Here is a 24,042-nt window from a genome sequence, read left to right as displayed (position 1 = left end):
AAGGAGGGGTATGTACAAATCAATCAAAAAACGCGACGGTCGGACTGTTAAATTTGACCGTAAAAAAATTGAAAAAGCCATTGAGAAGGCGGGCCTGGAGACTGGCGAATTTGACGCCAAGCAGGCTGTCAAATTGACTGACAAGGTGCTGGCGGTACTGGAAACTCGCAACCAAAAACGCTTGCCAGGTGTCGAAGACATCCAGGACATCGTCGAGGATATTTTGATTGATTCCAAGTTCAAGAAAACTGCCAAGGCTTACATCATCTACCGCGATCAGCATAAAAAACTGCGTGAAATTACTTCCAATGCGCACGTCGATTTGATCGATAAATACGTCAATAACTTGGACTGGAAAGTCAAAGAAAACTCCAACATGGGCTATAGTTTGCAGGGCCTGAATAACTACGTTTCGGCGGAAATTACTAAGACCTACTGGCTGGATAAGATCTATTCGCCGAAAATCGGCCGGGCGCATAAAGAGGGCGATTTACATATTCACGACCTCAATTTGCTGAGTGTCTATTGCGTCGGTTGGGATCTGATGGATTTGCTGCGGCAAGGCTTCACCGGCGTCAAAAATAAGGTGGCCTCCAAGCCGGCTAAGCATTTCCGCTCGGCACTGGGCCAGGTAGTAAACTTCTTCTACACTTTGCAGGGCGAAGCGGCTGGCGCTCAGGCGTTCTCTGACTTTGACACACTCTTAGCACCATTTATTCGCGCTGATAAGCTGAGCTATGACGAGGTCAAGCAAGCGCTGCAAGAATTTGTCTTTAACGTTAACGTGCCAACGCGGGTTGGCTTCCAGACGCCGTTTACCAACATCACGCTCGATCTGGAATGTCCGAAGCACATGGCTGGTAATCCGGTGATCATCGGCGGCGAGATGCAGGACACCAACTACGGCGATTACCAAGAAGAGATGAATATGCTTAATAAGGCACTGCTGGAGGTGCTGTCTGAGGGCGATGCCAACGGCCGAGTCTTTACCTTCCCGATTCCGACAGTCAACATTACTAAAGATTTCAACTGGGATAATCCGGTCATTGAAAATCTTTGGGAAGCTAGCGCCAAGTATGGCATCCCGTACTTCTCAAACTTCATCAATTCCGACATGGATCCAGAAGATGCGCGCTCGATGTGCTGCCGCTTGCGCATCGATAACCGCCAGTTGGAGTATCGCGGCGGCGGTTTGTTTGGCAGTAATCCGATGACCGGTTCAATTGGTGTGGTGACGATTAATTTGCCGCGGCTGGCGCTGAAATCAAAGAACGAGAAAGAATTTTTCAAAGGCCTGGGCGAATTGATGGATATGGCGCGCGATAGTCTGGAGACCAAACGCAAGGTGCTGGAGCAGCTGACCGATTCGGACATTAGTCTATATCCGTACACCAAGTTTTACCTGCGCGATATTAAAAAGCGCTTCAACGAGTACTGGAAAAATCACTTTTCAACCATCGGTTTGATTGGTACTAACGAGGCGGCATTAAACTTGCTGGGCGTTGACATTGGCACTGAAAAGGGTAAGGCGTTCGCCGAGAAAACGCTTGACTTCATGCGCGACCGCTTGGTGGAATACCAGAAAGAAACGGGTAATAATTACAACCTGGAGGCGACGCCAGCTGAGGGTACGACCTACCGCTTGGCGCAGCTCGACAAGGCCAGCTTCCCTGACCGAGCCCACTTTGCCAATGGCTTGGGCGCGGCGGTTAAACATCCGTTCTACACCAACTCCAGCCACCTACCGGTCAACTACACTGACGACCTGTTTGAGCTGATGGATTTGCAGGATAATCTGCAGACTAAATACACGGGCGGCACGGTGATTCACTTCTTCTTGGGTGAACGCATGGACGATCCGCAGACGCTGAAGAAACTGGTCAAAACGATTTGTGAGAATTACAAATTGCCGTACTTTACCTTTACGCCGAGCTTTTCAATTTGTGCTAACCACGGCTATATCGTCGGTGAGCACCCGGCTTGCCCGAATTGCGGCGAAAGTACCGAGGTGTACTCGCGGGTGGTTGGTTTCTTGCGCCCAGTTTCCCAGTGGAATAACGGTAAGCAGGCTGAATTTGACATGAGGGAGCATTATGACGATGCCGCCGAACACCAGCGAGCTTGCGCCGTCGCTGTCCCAGCTTAAGGTGGCGATTGGCGGGATTCAGAAGCTGTCGCTGGTGGACTATCCCGGGCACGTGGCGGCAGCGCTGTTTCTATCCGGCTGTAATATGCGCTGCGGTTATTGCCATAATCCGGAGCTAGTGCTGCCCGAGCGCTTGGCGCCGAGTATCCCAGTCGAGGAGGCGATAATTTTCCTGAAATCGCGCATTGGTCGGTTGGACGGCGTGGTGATTTCTGGTGGCGAGCCGACGGTTAACGAGGATTTGCCGGTGCTGTGCCGGATGATCAAGAGCCTCGGCTTTGATGTCAAGCTGGATACTAACGGCACGCATCCGGATATAGTGCGCGGTATGGTCGAGGCGGGGACGATTGACTTTATCGCCATGGACGTCAAGGGCCCGCTAGAGAAATACGTGGAGATTGCGGCGCGGCCGATTGATCTAGCGGCGATCAAAGACAATGTGCGGCTGATGATTGACTCAGGGATTAGCCATGAGTTTCGGACGACCATCGTTCGCGAGCAGCTGGAGGTAGCGGATTTTGAAAAGATTGGTGAGTTAGTCAAAGGCGCCAAGCGATTTGCCTTGCAGCATTTTCGCACCGGTACCACCATTAGTCCGAAATTTGCCAATTACCACACATTTACTGACGAAGAATTTAGAGCCGCTCAAAAAATAATGGAAAGGTATGTCGAGGAATGCGTGATTCACTAACCGTTGAAATTGTGCGGGTACGTCAGGAAAATCCTGAGGTGACGACGCTGTATTTCGTGCGGCCGTTTGACTTTATGGCGGGGCAATATATCACAGTGTTCATTGAGGGCAGCCAGGTGCGCGAAGGCAAGGCCTATAGTATTTCTTCGCGCCCAAGTGAGGAGCTGATGTCAATTACCGTGAAAAATGTGGGCGGCGAATTCTCGAGTTATTTGTGTTCGCGCCGCGTTGGCGATACGCTGCAAATTAGCCGGGCGTACGGCGATTTCAACCCGCAAACCGAGCAGCCATTGGTCGGCATCGCGGCGGGGTGTGGACTCAGTCCGATTTGGAGTATTTTGGCGGACGCCCAGCAGCCGACTTTTCTCTATTTGAGTCAAAAATCGCCAGAATATATGGTGTTTACTGAGGAGTTGGCGGCCTCATCCATTCAGGTCCATAAGTTTAGTACCCGCCAGCAGGTTGAGGAACGAGACGGCTGGCATAACGGGCGGTTTGAGGTGGCGAAGATCGTCGCCGAAACGCCGGACGAGGCGCACTTTCTGGTCTGCGGTAGTCTACCATTTGTGCGTGATGTTTGGCAAAAACTAACTGCCGCTGGTGTTGATGAATCGCATATTTCAACGGAGACATTTTTTGAGCAATGATTGGGGCGACGACTACAGTAGAATTATCACCGACAGGAATTGACGGTGATAATTTTGCCGTGTTTTCGTCGCTGCGAGATGGTGTTGGTGGTGAGGATTTTTCGTCTGGCATTGGCGAAGCGGTGGCTGATGGTGCTAGCCAATTTGACCTGGTGGCGGTCGCTAGCGGTGAAGCAGAGCTTGATACTTTCATGGATGGCAGCACCGACTTAAAAGATATGCCTGCGCCGGTTGACGCGTTATCGCTTGCCGGCAAAAGCGAGATTAATTCGTCGGAAAACCGGATGAGTGATGAGCGAAGGGCAGCAATATGTCAAGGTGTGGCGAGTGCCGCCTGTGCTAGTTGCGCGGCACGCGACGACTGTCCGATTTTACGTATGCGCAATTTTGCTAATGAAAATTTGCAGCCAGCGCCAGAACGCGAATCATATTTAAGAGATTTGCTGAGTGACGACGATGACGGTATTGTCGTGGCGGGTTACGCTAATCCTGATAGCGGGGCGGATTCAACAAATGCAGATATCACTGAAACAAGTGACGATAAGACGGATAAACTAATTGAGCAGGTTGCGCCGCCGAATCAAGACAGTGAAATTTTCGCCAATGAAACAACAGAATCTTCAGACGAACCTGCGGATGTTAAAGAACCCGAGCGATCATTTTTTGAACCAGCAATTGTTACGGATGATATTGATGAGATTAGAGAAGCCCAGCCAGAAATTGTTAGCGAAGTGTCCGTCAATACATCTGGCGAGGAGTATTTTACCGAACCAACAGAGGAAAATCGTCCATCGATAGAAATAAAACAGCAGACTTTTGATGTTATTTCTGGTGCAGCAGATAAAGAAAACCAGCAGCCAGCATTCGAATCTTCAGACATACCGACGCGAACGAAAACGAGAGCTGTGCTGTCATCGCCAGCGGTAAGCGAGGATACTCAAACCGCTAACGAGAATAATACTTTGCCAAAAAATGAAATTGCCAACTTCTTGTCTGGTGAAAGTAAACTCGTCGATAGTGTTGTGGAAAATACACATAATGGCGATGATGCTGCTGCGGTGTCTGACATAAAACCATCATCAATTGAACATCCGAAAGAAAATAACGTTGTTGCGGCAGCGCCAAAACTGTCTGATTCTGAACCGAGACAAACGGCAGCAAGCAGCTTCACGTCAGCTTCTGAACAGCGGTCGGCGGCGCAATTTGATGCAACAGGGATAGATAAGCTGCTGTCAGGATCAATTGATGGTTCTAATGCAAAGCCGCTACAAAATACGCAGCCTCGCGAAGCTAAACTTGGTATGGCGGCAGGTTATGATGACTCTATCCAAACTCTTGACGGCGCCGATAATGTACAGCCCCGTAACTTGACGCCGGACGTAGATGATGTGCCGCTATCTCAGGAGCGAACGGTCGCGGCTAGCGTACTGGCGGAATACGATAAAAACGAGACGTACCAATCGCCAGTCAGTTATTCTATTGGTCAATCTGGCAGAACACCGCAAGCCATATTGTCACAGGAGCAGATGCTTGTCGAAAGTAGCGAGAACTCTTTGATTATCGGCGACCGTGCCAACTTTGACAGTAATTTGGTACAGCCGAAGATTGATGATGTAGAAACAGATGTATTCGTAGCGAATGACGTGGTAAATACAACAAATAAAACTGATATGGCGGCATCTGTAGAAATGATAGACATTGCGCCGAATCTACCAGATAAACACATAGCAGTTGATAGAAATGGCGCTCAACTTGCCGTTGATCTGTCGCAGGAATTGGGTGATGAATTAGCGGTTGATACGGATGCGAGCGAGCCGCAAATTCCTGTCTTTAGGCAATTTGATTGCTCTGACACCACTATGGACATTAGTCGCAGTGAAGATAGGATTTGGGCTGAGGAAGAGGTATTTTTTGTGAAGCAGGATTTGCCGGTAGTGGAATCAGAATTAACCTTAACTGAAGTAGCCGCGGTGATATCGCCGGCAGAAGTCGTTACGGTGCGTGAAGAAGCCGATGATTTGAAGCTCTCTGTAGGCAATGATATTGATTCTGTGGGGCAGTTGGATAATTCTAAGGTGGCATTAGTGCCTGAAATCACCAAAGGCTATGACTCTAAACCAGCGGAGCAAGCAGTTATCTCCACCTCACCGGCTATTGAGCTAATACCTGATGTCGAGCTGGATGAGCCAGCAGTGGAAATTTTAGAGGAGCGCATCATGCCTCACGAGGAGCGTGAAAACATGACTGTAAAAACATCGGAAAAAAGCGATTTACCGCGCATGGATGCTGAAGTTGAAACTATAATTACGGATACCAGCGGCATAGAATCAGTCGTCGATTTGTCTGAAGAGCAAGCAGAACCTACTTTTGTCAATAAATTAGACGGGGAGTCGGAATCTGAAGCGGACAAACAGACTGACTTGGCGGTTGACAGTTACGGTTATAATAGCGAAACGAGTGCCGTGAGTGACAATGTTTTGGTCGTAAAAGGCCGCCCATCTCCTGGCATATGGCCGGACGACAGCCAGCTCAATCCAGAAGAAGAGTCTGCGTCAACGGCTCAATCAAGCGCAGACGACGCCTCATTAGTATCGCGGTTGGTTGGCATGTTTGTAGTGGCGATGTGCGTGGCGCGCGGCCGGCAGTTAGTGAAAGTTTAGTAAACACACCGCCTAAAGAGGTAGCAATGAAGTAGTATAATTAGATGTATGAAAGCGCTGCAAACTAACATTAAATTATTCTTATATACGCCAAACAAATTCTTTGAAATACCTAATTTTCAACGCCCTTATTCTTGGACAGCCGATAATGTCCAAATGTTTTTAGACGACCTTGAAGAGGTGAAGCGTGGAGATAAAAAGCATTATTTCGGCAGTATCGTGTATATCAACGACGGCGACCAAAGTATCATTATCGACGGCCAGCAGCGTGCGACGACAGTTTTGCTGATGATTACCGCAATTTACCATTTGGCGCTGGAATCTCCTGAAAAGATTGAACTGATAGCCGAGCAAATCAAGGACGAGTATTTATACAATAGATATGCAAAACAATATGGATCAGAGGAAAACCGTATCAAACTGCGGGCGGTAACTACTGACAATAAAATATTTGAGAAAATATTTAGCCAGGCAGAACTGACAGAATATGAGAAGAAAAGTAATTTGCATAAATCCTACCTCCAATTTTACGACTACTTTAGAAATCGTAATCATTTAGAACAATATATTGATACACTTGACGACTTCGAGATTGTCACGATTGTTCTAGACAAAGATGATGATAATCCGCAAAAAGTCTTTGAAAGTATTAACTCAACTGGCAAGCCGTTGACAGATGGCGACAAAATCCGAAACTTCTCGTTAATGTTGCGCACCTCCGAAAAACAAGATTATGTTTTGACTAACTATTGGCAGCATATTGAAACATACCTAACCGATCCGCAGCGTGACGATATTACCGACTTCTTCCGCGTCTATTTGATCGCCAAGAACCAATCGGTCGTGAATACCGATAAAGTATATCCGGAATTCAAAAGAGTATTCGCTAAAAGTATTTCTAATGACCAGTCATACGAATCACTTGACGAATTTTACGGCGAGATTTTGAGAATACTAAAATATTATCGCTTTCTAAAGTTTGGCATAGACGAAAATAATGAATTTGCAAGACTTAGTTCGGTGGCATTTACAATGCGTTATCTGAGGATTGAAGCGTTCTTTCCGTATGCCGTATCAGTCATGAAATATTGGCAAGACGGACATTTGTCAGATGATGAAATTGCTGAGGTATTTGATGTGCTGCGTGTCTACTTTTCGCGGCGTATCGTTATCAACTTATCGACAACAGGCTTAGGTAAATATTTCGCCGGATTACACAGAAGTATATTGTCAATTGCTGAGCAGGACAATGCTGCATATCTTGAAGTACTGAAATATACCGTACTTTCGAAAAACAGGCAGATCCGATTACCTCGAGATAATGAAATAGAAACAGCGATAAAAGCAAACTTTACCTATAATCAGCGCTCTTCCAATGTCATGTATTTGTTAACTGCGGTCGACGATGAATCTAAGGACGTGTCATTACTGAAACAGATTAATGACAAAGAGCTACACCTAACAATTGAACATATTATGCCGCAAACCATGACCAATGCTTGGCGGGATGAGCTCGGTGACCGTGCCGATGAAATTCATGGCACGTATTTGCACGGGTTAGCGAATTTGACATTGACGGGATATAACTCTGAATATTCAAACAAGAGTTTCCGGGAAAAGCGTGATATGCCAGACGGGTTTGCTGATAGCCCGCTTAAGATTAATAAGACTGTTGCTAAATATGACACATGGAATGAAATAGCAATATTGGAGCGCCAGCGGTGGTGGATTGATAAAATAATTAAAATTTGGCCGCTGCCAACAAGTACGTTTGAACCGCCAATACTTGATACGAAAGTTAATATTTTCGACGATATTGATTTTACAGGCGCAGCGGTAAAAATATTCTATATCGGTGATGATTCTTATCCAGTAACGAGCTGGTCGCAAATTCTTGGCGTCTATTGCGAGTATCTGTACGACGAGAACCCTGATTTTACTGATCAGATTATGAACAGCGAAAAGACGAAAAATTGGATTAGTAACGATTCTAAAAGATTTTTTAATTCCGTAAAGATTCACGACACAGGGCTTGTGGTTGACGTAGCAACAAATACGAATCAAAAAATACGGCTCATGCGCGAACTAGCGGAGATGTTTAATATTGATAAAATCTCTATCAATGTTGAATTGACAAAGCCGATTGAACAGTAGGTATGCGTGCAGTTTGACAACTTTAGTTTAGTTAGGGTGCTTGCTATACTGTCTATATGAGAATCTATGATCGTCATCCCTTGGACCGTCCCCGCGAGAAGTTGGCGCGTTACGGTACGGCGCGGCTGAGCGACGTGGAGCTGTTGATGGCGATTGTTGGTAGCGGTAATGCTCGGGCCGATGTCGGTAAAATTGCGCGCGAAGTGCTGAAAATTGTGCGTCAAAAAGGCGGTGATGTTTCGTATGATGATCTGAGCAGTGTGGTTGGTCTAGGCGAAGCGAAAATCCCGGTGATTCTGGCGAGTTTGGAACTGGCGCGGCGGTATTTGCTGGATAGCAACCAGCCGATCATTGATAGCCCAGAAAAGGCGGTTGAGCTACTGTCTGACATCCGTGACAAAAAGCAGGAATATTTTGTCTGCCTGACGCTGGATGGCGCGAATCGTTTGATTGCCAAGCGGGTAGTGACCATCGGCACGCTGACCGCCAGCCTGGTGCACCCGCGCGAGGTCTTCGCCGACGCCATCGCCGATCGCGCTGCCTCGATTATCGTGGCGCATAATCATCCGAGCGGGAGTTTGGAGGCGAGTCAGGCTGATAAAGATGTTACTAGTAGGTTGGCAGAAGCGGGAAAATTGCTTGGCATTACGCTTAATGATCATATTATTATTACGAAAACTAGCTACAAGAGTCTGATACACTCAGAGTAAACGACCCTCGAATCTGATATAATTACACATATGAACATGAGGGAGCTTGAAAGGCAGTTGTGGGCTGCGGCGGATAAATTACGGGGTAATATCAGCTCGTCGGATTATAAATATGTCGTATTGGGGTTGATTTTCCTCAAGTATGTTTCAGATGCGTTTTCGGCGCGATATCAGGCGGCGGTCGATGAGAATTATGATCCAGAAGATCGGGATTGGTATTTGGCGGATAATGTTTTTTGGATTCCCAAGGAGGCTCGTTGGGAACACCTGGTGGCGAGCGCCAAGCAGCCAGAAATTGGCGTACTAGTTGACAGCGCCATGGAGGCAGTTGAGCGCGACAACCCTAGTTTGAAAGGTGTTTTGCCGAAAAATTATGCTCGTGAAGCTCTAGATAAACGCCGTCTAGGTGAACTCATCGATTTATTTACAAATATCAAATTTGATACTGCCAGTTCCAAAGATTTGCTTGGTCAAGTCTACGAATACTTTATGGGTATGTTTGCTGATAGTGAGGGTAAGCATGGCGGTGAATTCTACACGCCGCGATCCATCGTGAAATTGCTGGTAGAAATGCTTGAGCCATACAGCGGGCGTGTATATGACCCATGTTGCGGTAGCGGCGGTATGTTCGTCTGGAGTGAGAAGTTTGTCGAAGAGCATGCGGGCCGCGTTAGCGACATCGCAGTGTATGGTCAGGAATTCAACGAAACGACCTGGCGACTCGCTAAAATGAACATGGCAATTCGGGGAATTGATGCAAATATCAAACGTGGCAACACCCTGACGGATGACCAGCTGCCTGACCTGAAAGCTGATTATATCTTGGCTAATCCACCGTTTAATATTAGTGATTGGGGTCAAGAACATTTGCAGGCTGACCCACGCTGGAAGTATGGTCTGCCGCCAAAGGGTAACGCTAACTTTGCCTGGATTCAACATATGATCCGCCACTTGAGCCCGCGCGGTACAGCAGGTTTTGTGTTAGCGAACGGGAGTATGAGCAGCCAAACTGGCGGTGAAGGTGACATCCGTAAGCAGTTAGTGCTCAATGATATGGTTGACGCCATCGTCACACTGCCGAGCCAACTGTTTTTTAATGTAGCCATACCGTGCTGCCTCTGGTTTGTGTCGCGCGATCGCGCCAACCGTCACGGAAAAGTATTGTTCATCGATGGGCGAAATTTGGGTAAAATGGTGACCCGCCGCAACCGTGAGTTGACTGCAGAAGACATTGCTCGGGTGGCGAAGACATATCATGATTACAAAACTGCCAGTGCGGAGTATGCTGATCAGCCAGGTTTCTGTAAAGTTGCTAATCTAGAAGAAATCAAGCAGCATGATTACGTACTGACACCTGGTCGCTACGTTGGCGTTGAAGAGGCTGAGGAAGACGATGAGCTGTTTGCCGAGAAATTTGCTAGGCTGACGGCTGAGCTTGAGGGGCAGTTTGTGAAGAGCCGTGAACTAGAAAAATCTATCGCTATAAACCTAAAAAGAATAAAAAAATCATATAGAAATGACTAACAGTACAGTATTAAAAGATAGTCTAGCGGAAGCAACTGTTTCGGACGAGATCCAGCTTGGTGGAGATGGAGTCAAATCTATATTAAGTGCTTATTCGCCACAGGAATCAATCGCCGAATATATTTGGAATGGATTTGATGCTGGTGCAACTAGTATTGATATTAGTTATGAAGAGAATGAGTTAGGATCATTAAACAGTATCACCATAGTAGATAATGGAAGCGGAATACCTCAGGGTTTATTGTCTGTGAAGTTTAAGCCTTTTCATGAATCGGAAAAGGCGCTAAATAAGACAGACTCTAGGCATCATTCTTTGGTGCATGGCAAAAATGGAGTGGGTCGACTTACGTTTTTTACATTTGCAAATACTGCAAGATGGACAACAGTCTACGAAAAAACACACAAACTTTACAGATATGACATAAAAATCGAGTCTAGTGACCTGCACAGCTATATAGGTGCCCATTCGCCTGTTTCTGAAATACCATATGAGCAAGGGACGTCAACAAAGGTTACATTTGAGGGGATACGCGAGCTGTCTTCGGGCAGCATTGAGACTACCGTAAAGCAATACCTGTTACAGGAATTTTGTTGGTTTTTAGAATTGTTCAAAGATAAGATGTTCTCTATATCTATTAATGGTAGCCCTCTTGACTATAGAGAAATGATAGCTGATGAAAGGGATGAGAAGATTATTCACGATGCAACATCAACTTGCTTTGATGTTAAGTATATTCAGTGGAAGAAAAAACTAAATAAAGAATTCTCGCGATATTATCTAATAGATTCAACTGGCAAGGAGAACTATAAATCTACAACTCTACTGAACAATAAAGGCGATAAATTTTATCACAGTGTATATATAAAAAGTGATTATTTTGACATGTTCTCATACGAGGATAAAATCAGTCATGACCAAAGCCCTCTACAAAATAAAGAGCAAAAGTTTAATAGTAAGCAAGACGAAGAATTTAAATATGTCATTTCCGAGATGAATGAATACCTGCGTCGTATGCGCAGTCCTCATCTCCAAAAGATGGCAGATGATCTCGTTGATCGGTATGAAAAAGATAATGTCATTCCTAAGGCTAATAATAGCTGGGAAATTCCTCGCAATAACGAACTAAAAGCTCTTATAAAAGGTGTTTATCAAATCCAACCAAAAATATTTGGTGAAGGTACTTCAAGTATAGAGCAGAAAAAGACTTTCGTGCATCTTCTGAATGCACTTCTGGATTCGAACCAGCGTGATCAAGTGTACACTATAATTGATGCTGTTGTACGGCTTGATGATCAAGAGCAGAAACAATTAGCGAATCTATTAAAGGTGAATAAATTAGATGCCATAATTCAAACTATTAAGATGATCCAGGATCGTTATGTTACAATTGATGCTCTAAAAGCTATAGTTTTTAATGATGACTTTAATTCTCGCGAGGTTGATCATGTACAAAGAGTTTTGGATCATAATTTTTGGGTTTTTGGAGAGGAATACAATCTTGTTTCCAGTACTGAAGCTAAATTTGAAAAAGCATTGTCAGAATATCTGTATATATTGCATGGTGACAAAAAACAAAGTGTGATTATGGAATCACCAGATAAAAATAAGGAGATGGACTTATTCTTATGTAGACAAAGTCTTGAGAATAACCGAATCAATAATTTAGTAATAGAGCTTAAGAGACCTTCTATTTTGCTTGGAGAGGACGAAGTATCTCAAATTAAGAGATATCAGCGAACAATATTCTCAGATTCTCGATTTAATGGTGATAATACTTACTGGGATTTTATGCTTGTTGGTAATAGATATGATACATCAGGCTATATAGAGGGTGAAATCGACACCAATAAAGGGCATGGGGAAAAAGGAAAAGGGTTAATATTTTCAAAGGATAATTGTAAAATCTACGTCAGAAAGTGGAGTGATATATTTGCAGACGTTGAGTGTAGGCATAACTTTCTTGAAGATAAATTAAAAACTGAACGCGACAGACTCGCGTCTGATTATGCGAACGCGGACGAGGCTACCGAAAGGGCAATAAAAAAATGACAAAAACGATCCTACTTGGCGAGGTTGCAGAGATTATCAAAGGTATTTCATATAGAAGTGCCGATTATTCTAATTCAGAAAATGGGATTGCTTTTGTGAATCTAAAGTCTGTTGCTAGAGGTGGGGATATAATGCTGATGGCATAAAATATTACGCAGGACAAATAAAACCATCGCAATATGTTGAACCAGGAGATATCCTGATAGCAAACACAGATCTTACCCAGAATCGTGAAATCATTGGTAGCCCTATAATTATGCCGAATATAGGCAGAAGTGCTTGTTTTTCGTTGGATCTGTCAAAAATAATAGTGACAGATACAGAAGTCGTCGATCCTAGGTATCTTTTTTATTATCTAAAGTCTCCACTTGCTCGAGAATATATGTTAGCACATAGTAATGGCAGCACAGTAGTGCACTTATCGGTCAAAGCGGTGCCTAACATGGAACTTAATCTGCCATCTCTCGACCAGCAAAAGAAAATTGCCAATATCCTCGGCAGTCTTGATGAAAAAATTGAGCTCAATCGCCGCATGAACGAAACCCTCGAGCAGCTCGGTCAAGCTCTCTTTCGTCATTATTTTGTTGATAATCCTGAGGCGAGGAGTTGGGACAAAAAACCACTTGATGAAATAGCTAATTTCTTGAATGGTTTAGCTATGCAAAAATATCCAAAAATCAATGGACAACCAACTCTTCCTGTAATAAAAATTAGAGAGATGTCTAGTGGAATAACGGACTCTACTGATATCGCCAGTGCTAATATTCCGGAAGAGTATATCATACATGATGGTGATTTGTTGTTCTCGTGGTCTGGTACGTTGATGGTTAGGTTTTGGAGTGGTGGAGATGGTGCGCTTAATCAACACCTGTTTAAAGTCACCTCAGATAAATATCCTGAATGGCTATATTACTATTGGACAAAATATCACCTAGATCAGTTTATATCAATTGCTAAATCAAAAGCTACAACTATGGGTCATATTCAACGAAAACATCTAAAACAGGCTGAGGTTATAATGCCGCCTAATATTAAAGAGATGACCTTGGAGCTTGCGCCGATAATTGATCAAATAAAAACTAATTTATTTGAGATTAATTCTCTCGTGAATATTCGTGACGCACTTTTACCAAAACTAATTAGTGGAGAGATTGAAATATGATTAAGAGTGTTCAATTTGTTAATTTCAGAAACCTAGATAGAAAATACGAATTTAGAGAAAGACTTAATATAGTTACTGGCGTTAATAATGGCGGCAAAACTAATCTTTTAGATGGGATAAGATTGGCATTTAGTACCATAGATGGAAGTTATTTCAGAGTAAACAAGAGCGATTTTCTTGATAGCGATGACAGTAGGCCGATAAAGATATATATTGAACTAGAATATGATTCAATTCCAAGCTTCAACTATGAGGATGAAAATAGTAAACAGCGGTGTGGCTTTAGGGTGAGAATAAGGAAAACGAAGAGTGGATATTATGTCAAAGAACTTGCTCACTATAATGGTAATCCCATTGATCGAGATATTATTTTGGACGATTTAGAGTCAATACCTAATGTATACCCAGTGCCGCTGTATAGGGTAGAAGATTTGTATACTCCCGGCCTAAGCGTCGGACTTGCATCATTTCTAGACTCGGAAGAAGGCTACAGTGAAATAAAGGAGAAGGCAAGAAAATCTATAAAGCAAGAAATCTCAGCAAAGGAAAATAAATTTAAAGAATTAACATCTGGTTTTACCGATAATCTTAATATAGAAGTTGCAAACCCTTCAATTTCAAATGAAAAGATCTTTATAGTTGATGGAGATAAGGAGCATAGTGCTAATATAGGCGCTGGTTATCGTAGTGTTGCAAACATGTTCCTCTGTACGCTAGATGATAAAACTAATATTTTACTTATAGATGAGATTGAGAATCATATCCATCCGTCTCTACTAAGATCCTTAATTAGGAAGCTAGATAGTATAGAAAACTTATTTATTGTTGCTACAACTCATTCCCCGGTAGCATTAAATGAACTCAATGTTAAATCTTTAATCGAGATAAGTTGTGGATCGTTAAATAATATGGATTCAGAAACAATAAGAAAATTAAATACATTTTTGCATCCAGGACGTGGTGAGCTTATAATATCTGAGAATATAGTCTTGGTAGAGGGGTATACGGAAGAACTGATAATCAAGAACTATGTAGTAAACAATAACAAAAATTGGACTGTAATAAATGTGGCTGGCGTTATGTTTGAGCCGTATGTGCGATTGGCCCACTTATTAAATAAGAAAATTATTGTTATTAGCGATGACGACCGGTCTAATACTAAAGACGGGACGCCAACCAAGCGGTTTAATAGCTTAAAGAAATTGTGCGATGAGTTGAGTGTGACATTGGTGCAAGTCTACAATACTCTCGAAACGGAACTTTATAAAGAAGGTTTTTTGAACGGACTTAGTGATTTATTAAAAAAGAAGTCGGAAACAAAAGACTACATGGTTGCTAAAAGTAAACGTAAGACAGAGATAGCGTTAAAGATAATTGAAGATGGTGTCAATTTATCTAGCTGGCGCGTTATACAGAGTATAGAAGATGAATTCGGAGGTAATTAAATATGTTGCAGGTGGTGGAAAGACAACCTATTCCAGGGGTTTATTAAAAGATAATTCTCGTGGTCTTTATCTTACCTATAATAATTCAGTAAAGGATGAGTTGCTTTGCGAGGGGTATCTTGCAATGACTCTAGATTCATTTCTAACTGGATTTATTATACCTAAAGCTATTCCTAAGATACCGTTAATACCCGACGGTGTAAATATAAAACTTAATGAGGTCGCTGGCTATGGTAGTGGTAGTAGAAATATATCAATAAATCATGATGGCACCTTGCACAATCAGTCGCTACGTATTGACAATGTTAGTTTGTACACTCAATATAATACTTTTTCTTCCATGCCTAATTTTACAAATAAGCAATTTTTGGAAATAATGTTTCAAAAAGATACACTAAACCTTAGTCACGAGCAAAGAGATGGGTTGGCTAATTTTATAATTGCTAACCATAAAGACTATGTAGTTGATATTATTAGACGAAGATTTGCATATATCATTATTGATGAAGCTCAAGATATAAAGACTCCAAAAGAGCCGCTTGTTGAAATGCTCCGAAGCTCTAATATACCAACTATTATACTTGGTGACGAGAACCAAAATATAAATGGCGGTAGTGAGTGGTTTAGTGGGTTGCAAGCTACAAAAAGCGAAACGTTATCTTATAGATGCGGAGATGGCCTGTGTGGCTGGATAAGGGGTAATCTGAAAGTTGATATTACAGGAAGCGACAGAGAATCTTCGTATAATAAAATTAAATATACCCAAGTTTTAGATTTTGATGATGGCAATAGATTTCTGTTATATAAGTCAGCTAATGGCCAGAAGATAAAAGGCATTCTGTCTACATGGAATGGACCAAAAAGTACAATACAGGGCGCCAAAGGCTCCACTATTGAGGAGGATGTGATTATTATAGGAGATTCTATGAGTAGGCGTTTTCTCTATACTGCAGCCACTCGAACTAGAAAGAGTGTTTACTCGACAATCACAAGGATTAATGATTGATGAATAGAGGAACTGGGCAGAGCCTGTGTAGATTGTGTCGGAGCAAGCCGCCCGATATTAAGGCGCATATTATGGCTGAAGGTCTAATGAAACTGGTTCACGGTCAACCAAAATATGATGGGCAATTTATGATGATCGGCAACGGGCTAAGAAAACCCGTGCGTCGTCCAACAGGGTCGTATGATAGAAATATACTCTGTGCTGAGTGTGATAATAAATTGGGAAAGTATGACTTGGCAGCGATAAAGTTTTGTAAAAGAAATGACTTCGAATCTCATCCGTCTGGAGTTGCCAGTTTGCTTTCGAGGGTTGATAAGGCAAGCTTGAAACTTTTCGCATTATCGTACATATGGCGTGCGTCAATCACCCAGCTCAGCGAATATAACATGGTTAGCCTGGGTTATAAGCATGAATCTAAAATTGCTAACATGCTGCGTAATAATGATGCGGGTGGTATTGATGATTACTCTGTAGTTATGACAAGATTTAATCTTCCAGAGGAGAGAAAGATGTGGGGAATGCATGTCTTAAACCCTACTACTAATAAGCTTGATGGAATTAATATAGTAAACGTCTATCTACCTAATCTTTATAAGTGGATAGTTAAGGTAGATAGTCGACCATTTGGTAAGACAATGCGTAATATGAGTCTTGGCGCTATGGACGAAGTTTTAGTACTTAATATGGGTGAGTATATCGATTCTCAAGAATTTTCGTTTATGCATGATGCAATTATGAAGATGCATGACGATAAGTAGAGCTAGTTTGTTAAAATAGTATTATCATGACCGAATCTCAAATTGAACAATACGCACTTGATACCCTGTCTAATCTCGGCTGGCAAGTTTTACATGGTCCAGATATTGGTCCAGATGGTGCTGTGGCTGAGCGCGAGTTGCGACAGGTGGTATTGCCTGGGCGTCTATATAATGCTTTGGCGCGGCTCAATCCGCACATTCCAGAATTAGCCCTGAAGGAAGCGATGCGGCGGTTAACGCAGATTAGTAAACCAAGCTTGATCGAGAATAATCACGAGTTTTATCAACTGCTGGTGGCTGGTGTGCCGGTACAGTATCGCGTATCAAGTGGTGAGACGAAACACGATATTGTACGGGTGGTTGATTTTACCTCGCCAAAAAACAATGATTTTGCGGCGGTCAATCAGCTGACGGTTCTGCAGGGCGATTATAATCGCCGGCCGGACATTGTGCTATTTGTGAATGGGTTGCCTCTAGTGGTGATTGAACTAAAAAATGCGGCTGATACGAAGGCGGATTTGGTAGCGGCGTATCAGCAAATCCAGACGTACAAGCGCGAGATTAGTGACCTATTTCGGTTCAATGAGCTGTGTGTGACCAGTGATGGACTAGAGGCGGAAATGGGGACGATCACCAGCCCGCTGGAACGAATGATGCCGTGGAAGACGATTGATGGCGAGAAAGAAGTTGGCAATGTGCCGATGTTGGAGGTGTTGCTGCGCGGTGCGTGTACGCCTGAGCGCTTGCTGGACATTGTGCAGAATTTTATCGTATTTGAGCGAGGTGATGGCGATAAATTAATCAAAAAAGTTGCCGCTTATCATCAATATTGGGTGGTGAATAAGGCACTTGATCGAACATTGACGGCCAGTAGTGAACATGGCGATCAGCGGGCCGGCGTAGTCTGGCATACGCAAGGGTCGGGCAAGAGCTTGAGTATGGTGTTTTATACTGGCAAGCTGATGAAATCGCGCGATTCGCATAACCCAACCATTGTGGTGGTGACTGACCGCAATGATCTTGACGGTCAATTATTCGGTACGTTTAGCGCCTGTCGCGAGCTCCTGGGGGAAGATCCAAAGCAAGCTAATTCACGCAGTGAACTCAGGAAGCTACTGCAGCGCGAAGCGGGCGGAATTATCTTTACAACAATCCAGAAGTTCTCGCCTGAGGATGAGGAGGATAAATTGCCAATTTTGACCGATCGACGCAATGTCATCGTGATGGCAGATGAGGCGCATCGTAGCCAGTACGGTTTGAAGGCGCATGTTCGAGCCAGTGATGCTCAGCTGGTGTATGGTTATGCCAAGTATATGCGCGATGCCCTGCCGGGTGCGAGTTATATTGGCTTTACGGGTACGCCGATTGAAACGTATGATAAGTCAACGCCAGCAGTGTTTGGTGATTATATCGATATTTATGATGTCGAGCAGGCAGTGAGAGATGGTGCAACGGTGCCGATTTATTATGAGAGTCGGCTGGTTGATTTGAATATGGACGAAGCTACACGGCAGTGGCTGGATAAGGAAGTTGATGATTTGCTGGAGGGTGAAGAATTGAGTCGTCAGGATGCACTGAAGGCCGAGTATGCACAGAAAGAAGCCATCGTTGGTAATAGCGAGCGGCTGAATACTATCGCGCTGGACATCATTGAGCATTTTGAGGCTCGGCAAAGTGTACTAAGTGGTAAAGGTATGATCGTGACGATGAGTCGCGGTATTGCGGCTGATTTGTATGAGAGAATCGTGGCTTATCGGCCAGATTGGCATAGTGATGATGACGCACTTGGTGCGATCAAGGTGATTATCACCGGTAGCGCTAGCGACCCTGATCATTTGCAGCCGCATATTCGTAATAAACAGCGAGTAAAAGCAATTGAAAAGCGTATCAAAGATCCGAATGATCCGCTTGAGCTCGTGATTGTGTGCGACATGTGGCTGACGGGATTTGATGTGCCGAATATGCACACCATGTACCTGGACAAACCATTGAAGGGTCATAATTTGATGCAGGCAATTGCACGGGTCAACCGAGTGTTTCCGGGAAAAACCGGTGGCCTGGTAGTTGACTATCTGGGTGTGGCAGGGGCGCTGCGCGATGCTATCTCTGACTATACGCAAAGTGGCGGGCAGGGCGCACCGCAGCTTGATATTGCTGAGGCGGTGGCACAGATGCAGATGCGTTATGAGGTGGTACGCGATTTGTTTGGTAACTTTGATTATCGGCGATATTTTACGGCGCCAACTAGCCAGCAGCTGCAAATTATTTTGGATGCCGAGGAATATATTTTAGGGTTGGAAGACGGCGAGAAGCGATTGAAACAACATGTTTTGGAACTGAGTAAGGCCTTTGCGCTGGCTATGCCGAGACCTGAGGCATTGAAAATTCGCGAGGAAGTGGCGCTGTTTCAGGCGGTGAAAGCTCGGCTGGAGAAAGTGTCCAGCTCGGTGGTGGTGACTGATGCCGAGTATCGCAGTGCGCTGAAACAAATTGTTGATAAAGCAATTGCGCCAGTTGGTGTGGTTGATGTGTTTGAGGCGGCGGGATTAGAAAAGCCGGAACTGTCAATTTTGAGCGATGAGTTCCTGGCAGAAATTCGTAACATGGAGCGCAAGAATTTGGCAGTGGAAGCTCTGCAAAAGCTGCTCGCTGATGAAATTAAACTACGATTTTCGAGAAATTATGCCAAGGATACGAAGTTCTCTGACTTGCTCAATCAAGCCTTGACGCGGTATAGAAATGGAACAATCGAGGCGGCACAGGTGATTGAGGAATTAATCAACATTGGGCAGCAAGTGCGCCAAACCGTTGAGAATGGTGCGGTTGATGGTCTAAGTGAGGATGAGATTATATTTTACGATGCGCTGGTTGAAAATGGCAGTGCTCGTGAGGTGCTGGGTGACGCGCAACTTCGTGATATCGCAAAAGTATTGTTAGAGCAGGTGCGTCGTGATGCCACGATTGACTGGGCCGAGCGCAGGAATGTTCAGGCAAAACTGAAAGTTAACGTTAAGAAAACTTTGGCAAAATATGGCTATCCGCCAGATCAACAGGCATTGGCAACTGACATGGTATTAGAACAGGCCAAGCGCTATGGCAATGAGTGGAGTCAAAAACGCGCGGCGTATGACGCTGGCGGCGGAGCGAGCTTGCTCGATTAATTTATGGTTTTACAATAAACCCGCTTCGTCGATAGATAAAATCACCAACAGACAGCTGTTGACGCGGGAACGGTTTGGTTAACTCACGACGTTCAACGTATGTTTTTGTAACTTCGACGATCCATGAGCGACCGGACTTTTCAACCAGATAATAGCGTCTATCGCCTTTAAGTTGTCCAATGGCTTCGCCGGAAAAAGCGATATCAAGCGTTCCAGCTCCTACGAAAAAGTCGATGATTTGTTGCCACCACGTTAGTCGTCTGTGGCGATTTAGTGATTCAATTTGGTCGGCGTCGGCAAATTTGTCTGTAACTGCCAGGTCGGATGCTGAATATTCTTTCATATCTGTCGGGTAGGCATCAAGATCAAGTGGTTCGCGTATGGCCGAAGCTAATCCTGCTCGTGTGTAGTCGAGCAGCTCGTCTACACTAGTGTTGAATAATTTTGCTAGCGCTTGTACGTTGTCTATGTCTGGAAAGCCCGTACCTCGTTCCCACTTAGCAACCGCTTGTCGTGTAACGTTGAGTCGATCGGCTAGTTGTTCTTGTGACCAACCAGTTTGTTGACGTAATTGTTTAAGCTTTTTGGCAAAAATCATTTGGCGCCCTTTCATTTATTTTCTAACAGCATAGCGTAATTTTAGTGTCTTGGCGAGCAACTTTACGTTGCCTATCGCATGGGCAATACAATACGCAAAGTTTGTCTTCAGGAGGTATAATAGGGCTAAAGGAAAGGTGATATGACAAAGCCTGTAGGATATTAACCATGAAAATCTCCGCCCATCTCAAACCCAACTCCCGCCACCGCGAAGAAGTCGTCCCGAACGATGACGGTTCGCTGACGGTATACACCAAGGCGCCAGCCATTGAGGGGCGGGCAAACGCGGCGGCGGTGAAGCTGCTGGCAAAGCATTTTAGCGTGGCGTCGTCAAAGGTAAAATTGATGCGCGGCGCGGCTTCGAAATATAAGGTGTTTGAGATAGATAAATAGAATAGTCGCCGCAATGAGTAGCCGCAACATCCAGCTACGATTCTACGGATATCCAGCCCCTGGCGCCATATTGCCGAGTAGTCCCTGCACGGTCACAAACGAATACCCCTGCTGCTTCAGTGAGCTGAGGATACACGGCACGGCATTAACGGAGGTTTGGTGAATGTCGTGCATCAAGATGATGGCTCCGGGGCGAGCGCCAGCGACGGCGCGCGAACAGACGATCTGGCTATTGCGATCAGCCCAGTCGCGGGTGTCGACCGACCATAAGATTGACGACATGCCACGCGCCCGAAGTTGTTCTAAAACCACACCGTTGACTGCACCATACGGTGGTCGCAGAATGGTTGGCTTGACGCCAGTGGCTTGCCTGATAGCTTCGTTGGTGCGATCGATTTCGCCAGCAATTTGGTTAACTGATAGTTTAGGTAGTTCAGGGTGTGACCATGAATGATTGCCCAGCTGGTGGCCGCGCGCCTGGATGCTGCGTACGACGCTAGCCTGCCCGGAAACTTTGCTACCAATCAAGAAGAACGTCGCTTTGGCACCGTACTGATCCAAGATGTCCAGTAGGTGTGCAGTGTATGGTCCCGGCCCGTCATCAAACGTCAAAGCGATCACTTTATTGCCAGTGGTTGGCGTGGGTGCTGGTACAGCGGGTGCTGGCTTTGGTTCTGGCTTTGGCTCGGGTGGTTTAGGGAAATTCCCTAGTTTTTGAGCTGTCGGATTTTGTAGGTATTTGGCAACAGTTGTGGTTGGTACTTTGATGGTTAATTCGCCATAGGCTGACGGCAACAGGGAGGCTTGTCCAATTGGCCAGACCAAGGTATTGCCATCGTCAGCGATGGTAAAGTTTGCCAATGTTTCTTTGGTGATCATTTCCTCAAGATTTGCTTCTGGCTGCTGGCGTTGTTTGATGGTTTGTGCGACGTCTCGTTGGGCGGCTGTCACGATTGCCTTGGTGGCTTCCTCTGATTTCTCAGTCAAATTATCTAGGCCAATCACCTCGCCAGAATCTTTATCAAAGGTCCAAAATAGCGTCAATGACACTGGATGTGCGCCGTGCATGTCTTGTTTGATATTGACGATAATCGACAGAGCTACTGTATTATTGTGCGTCACTTGATAGCTGATGGTTTCGGTCATTGGTCGCTCAAAGGTGATAGTACTCGATGAGGTGTAGCGGAAATCGCTGTCAGCACGGTCAATTGCTCGGGCGATGAGTTTGTTGATTTTGGAATTGCTAGTAATTGGATACTCAATTGAGACCTTTTCGCGTTTGGTGTCGCGCGTTACGAACTTGGAGCGGATGCCAGCATAGCGTGAATCGGTGAAATAGTACTTTTCATCTTCCAGAACGGTTGGGCGCTGGACGGGTGGTTGTATGGATTGGAGATAAAATAACGCCGCCATGGCGACTACCGCCAACAAAAGTAGTATGGCGAATAAGACACTGCTTAGTTTTGATGTGCTTTGGGGCGCTGTGCTGGTTTTTGGCTCACGACGAGGCTGAGTTGACGGTCGCTCTTTTGATAATTTTTGAGATTTCGTTTGCGTTTTTTTGGCAGACATTAGTTCACTCCACCAGCTTTCAAAATTGCCTTCAGTCCATTTTCGCCGCCCATAAATCCACTGGCGACATAGTCATTGACTACCATGTATGGTAGACCGCTCACGCCAAGCGAAAGGGCTTTTTGGGTGCTGTCATCAATCTCTTTTTGGTGAGGTTTTTTGGTCATACAATCAGTAAATGTTGCCTCATCCATGCCAATATTTTTAGCAGAAGCCAGGAAGTAGCCTAACGGCAGTGGTGGAATTTTTTGCGGTACGGCAACGTTTTTCACACCAATTCCTTTGTCAAAATAATCACGTTTGATGCGTGGCACGATGTCGTGGGTATATTGCCAATATTTGTCTTGGTCAGCGGCGCAAAAAGCAGCGTGAGCGCCAGTTTCTGTGTTGTCGGTAACTTCTTTGAGCAGCGTCACCACGCGGTGTTCGTAGCGAACTTTGCCTGATTTGAGATACTCATTTTTGAAGAAATCAGCGTTGGTGGCCGCTTCAACTTCGGCACAGAATGAGCAGAAATAATCAGTATAGTCAACGAATACGTGCTTGGCCTCAGTAGAGCCTTGCGACATCTTTTCGTTCCACGGCTTGCCGTCACCAATGTGGCGATTTGGCGGGCGATTGACAATACCATAAATAAATAGTGCTACAATTCCCGTGATCATAATCCCCAAGATGACCCAAATGAGTGCTATGCCGGCTGTTTTTTGTCGATTCATATGTCCCCCTGTTTTGCTAATTCGGTATACATAAAGGCGATTTGTCCAGACTTGTAGAGTGAAAAGAGGCTTAATAGCAGGGCTAGGATCAGCACGAGGGTGCTGGCGACAGTGGCGGCAGTGGCTGTGGCGGCGCCTGAGAAGAACACGGCAACGAGCGGCAGGATGAGTGACGTGCCGCAAGGAACGCAGCCCAAACCGATGGCGGCAGCCACGGAGGCCAAGCCGCTGAGTCCGACTTGTCGAGTGACCGACTGTTCATTACGCTTATTTTTCTTGGCAGTGAAAATGACGACGGTAATTGACAGTCCTTGGAGGAGTGACACCATGAGCAGTAGCGCGCCGTTTAGCGAGCTGAAGCCCTGTTTGAATATATCAATGAACATGGTTCCAAGAAGGGAGATTTTGTCTAATATTGGTAGTCGCGACATCATCAGCGGGCCATAAAAATTGGCGTTGATGGCAAAGAAAATAATGAGTGCAAACAGCACGAATAAGACAATTGCCAGTAGCAAGTAGGGTGGTAAGCTGAGAATTTTACTAACCCCCAACGCGGCCGACTTGACAGAGCGCCGTTTATTATACACTCGGCAAAATTGAACCATGCATCCATTATACGTCAAAATTGCATAATAGTATGCATTCTGGTG

General features: G+C 44.8%; 19 protein-coding genes. 15 read left to right on the top strand and 4 right to left on the bottom strand.

From position 1 onward, the window contains the following. Positions 1-10 precede the first annotated feature (10 nt). The 14 genes from GWK76_04310 (at position 11) to GWK76_04245 (ending at position 20,114) form a co-directional block, all read left to right on the top strand. Entirely contained in the window at positions 11-2,146 is a 2,136-nt protein-coding gene (locus GWK76_04310; GenBank protein ID QHU92501.1) for a ribonucleoside triphosphate reductase, read from the top strand. After that, the gene (locus GWK76_04305; GenBank protein ID QHU92500.1) at positions 2,094-2,837 is read left to right on the top strand and encodes an anaerobic ribonucleoside-triphosphate reductase activating protein; all 744 of its coding nucleotides are present in this window, start codon (positions 2,094-2,096) and stop codon (positions 2,835-2,837) included. The genes GWK76_04310 and GWK76_04305 overlap by 53 nt, the downstream gene beginning before the upstream one ends. Beyond that, positions 2,822-3,484 (top strand): hypothetical protein, encoded by a 663-nt coding sequence (locus GWK76_04300; protein ID QHU92499.1) that lies wholly within the window; start codon positions 2,822-2,824, stop codon positions 3,482-3,484. Before GWK76_04305 ends, GWK76_04300 begins: the two co-directional genes overlap by 16 nt. Beyond that, positions 3,481-6,144 carry a hypothetical protein gene (locus tag GWK76_04295; GenBank protein ID QHU92498.1) on the top strand — a complete coding sequence of 888 codons (2,664 nt, stop codon included), beginning with the start codon at positions 3,481-3,483 and terminating at the stop codon, positions 6,142-6,144. Before GWK76_04300 ends, GWK76_04295 begins: the two co-directional genes overlap by 4 nt. 48 nt (positions 6,145-6,192) lie before the next feature. Further along, positions 6,193-8,298: a DUF262 domain-containing protein gene (locus tag GWK76_04290; protein ID QHU92497.1), complete on the top strand. Its 2,106-nt coding sequence runs from the start codon at positions 6,193-6,195 to the stop codon at positions 8,296-8,298. Positions 8,299-8,354: 56 nt separating this feature from the next. Continuing rightward, a complete protein-coding gene (radC, locus tag GWK76_04285; GenBank protein ID QHU92496.1) occupies positions 8,355-9,008 on the top strand; it encodes a DNA repair protein RadC in 654 nt (217 codons plus the stop codon). Positions 9,009-9,038: 30 nt separating this feature from the next. Next, positions 9,039-10,532, top strand: a complete 1,494-nt coding sequence (locus tag GWK76_04280) for an N-6 DNA methylase (protein ID QHU92495.1) — start codon at positions 9,039-9,041, stop codon at positions 10,530-10,532. Beyond that, complete coding sequence (locus GWK76_04275) at positions 10,525-12,582, top strand: hypothetical protein (protein QHU92494.1); 2,058 nt, start codon at positions 10,525-10,527, stop codon at positions 12,580-12,582. Before GWK76_04280 ends, GWK76_04275 begins: the two co-directional genes overlap by 8 nt. Beyond that, positions 12,579-12,728, top strand: a complete 150-nt coding sequence (locus GWK76_04270) for a hypothetical protein (protein ID QHU92493.1) — start codon at positions 12,579-12,581, stop codon at positions 12,726-12,728. Before GWK76_04275 ends, GWK76_04270 begins: the two co-directional genes overlap by 4 nt. Before the next feature lie 110 nt (positions 12,729-12,838). Then, positions 12,839-13,744: a restriction endonuclease subunit S gene (locus GWK76_04265; protein QHU92492.1), complete on the top strand. Its 906-nt coding sequence runs from the start codon at positions 12,839-12,841 to the stop codon at positions 13,742-13,744. Then, complete coding sequence (locus tag GWK76_04260) at positions 13,741-15,189, top strand: AAA family ATPase (GenBank protein ID QHU92491.1); 1,449 nt, start codon at positions 13,741-13,743, stop codon at positions 15,187-15,189. The genes GWK76_04265 and GWK76_04260 overlap by 4 nt, the downstream gene beginning before the upstream one ends. Further along, on the top strand, positions 15,170-16,195 hold the full coding sequence (locus GWK76_04255) for a UvrD-helicase domain-containing protein (protein QHU92490.1): 1,026 nt from the start codon (positions 15,170-15,172) through the stop codon (positions 16,193-16,195). Before GWK76_04260 ends, GWK76_04255 begins: the two co-directional genes overlap by 20 nt. Before the next feature lie 71 nt (positions 16,196-16,266). Then, a complete protein-coding gene (locus tag GWK76_04250; GenBank protein QHU92489.1) occupies positions 16,267-16,953 on the top strand; it encodes a hypothetical protein in 687 nt (228 codons plus the stop codon). 26 nt (positions 16,954-16,979) lie between these two features. Beyond that, positions 16,980-20,114 (top strand): HsdR family type I site-specific deoxyribonuclease, encoded by a 3,135-nt coding sequence (locus tag GWK76_04245; GenBank protein ID QHU92488.1) that lies wholly within the window; start codon positions 16,980-16,982, stop codon positions 20,112-20,114. A 1-nt stretch (position 20,115) separates the two neighbouring features. Here the strand turns inward: GWK76_04245 and GWK76_04240 are convergent, their stop codons facing one another. Continuing rightward, positions 20,116-20,727, bottom strand: a complete 612-nt coding sequence (locus tag GWK76_04240; protein QHU92487.1) for a helix-turn-helix domain-containing protein — start codon at positions 20,725-20,727, stop codon at positions 20,116-20,118. A 152-nt stretch (positions 20,728-20,879) separates the two neighbouring features. On the opposite strand from GWK76_04240, the gene GWK76_04235 reads away from it, so the two are divergent. Beyond that, on the top strand, positions 20,880-21,104 hold the full coding sequence (locus tag GWK76_04235; protein ID QHU92486.1) for a DUF167 domain-containing protein: 225 nt from the start codon (positions 20,880-20,882) through the stop codon (positions 21,102-21,104). 42 nt (positions 21,105-21,146) lie between these two features. Here the strand turns inward: GWK76_04235 and GWK76_04230 are convergent, their stop codons facing one another. The 3 genes from GWK76_04230 to GWK76_04220 are packed head-to-tail and all read right to left on the bottom strand — an operon-like array spanning position 21,147 to position 23,997. Continuing rightward, positions 21,147-22,676: a polysaccharide deacetylase family protein gene (locus GWK76_04230; protein QHU92485.1), complete on the bottom strand. Its 1,530-nt coding sequence runs from the start codon at positions 22,674-22,676 to the stop codon at positions 21,147-21,149. Beyond that, a complete protein-coding gene (locus GWK76_04225; GenBank protein ID QHU92484.1) occupies positions 22,676-23,392 on the bottom strand; it encodes a thioredoxin domain-containing protein in 717 nt (238 codons plus the stop codon). Before GWK76_04225 ends, GWK76_04230 begins: the two co-directional genes overlap by 1 nt. Further along, positions 23,389-23,997 (bottom strand): hypothetical protein, encoded by a 609-nt coding sequence (locus GWK76_04220; GenBank protein ID QHU92483.1) that lies wholly within the window; start codon positions 23,995-23,997, stop codon positions 23,389-23,391. Before GWK76_04220 ends, GWK76_04225 begins: the two co-directional genes overlap by 4 nt. Positions 23,998-24,042 lie beyond the last annotated feature (45 nt).

The sequence above is a fragment of the Candidatus Saccharibacteria bacterium oral taxon 488 genome, assembly GCA_010202465.1.
Taxonomy (GTDB): domain Bacteria; phylum Patescibacteriota; class Saccharimonadia; order Saccharimonadales; family Saccharimonadaceae; genus Nanosynbacter.
Note: the sequence above shows the minus strand (reverse complement) of the source record. Positions and strands in the feature narration are given on the sequence as shown.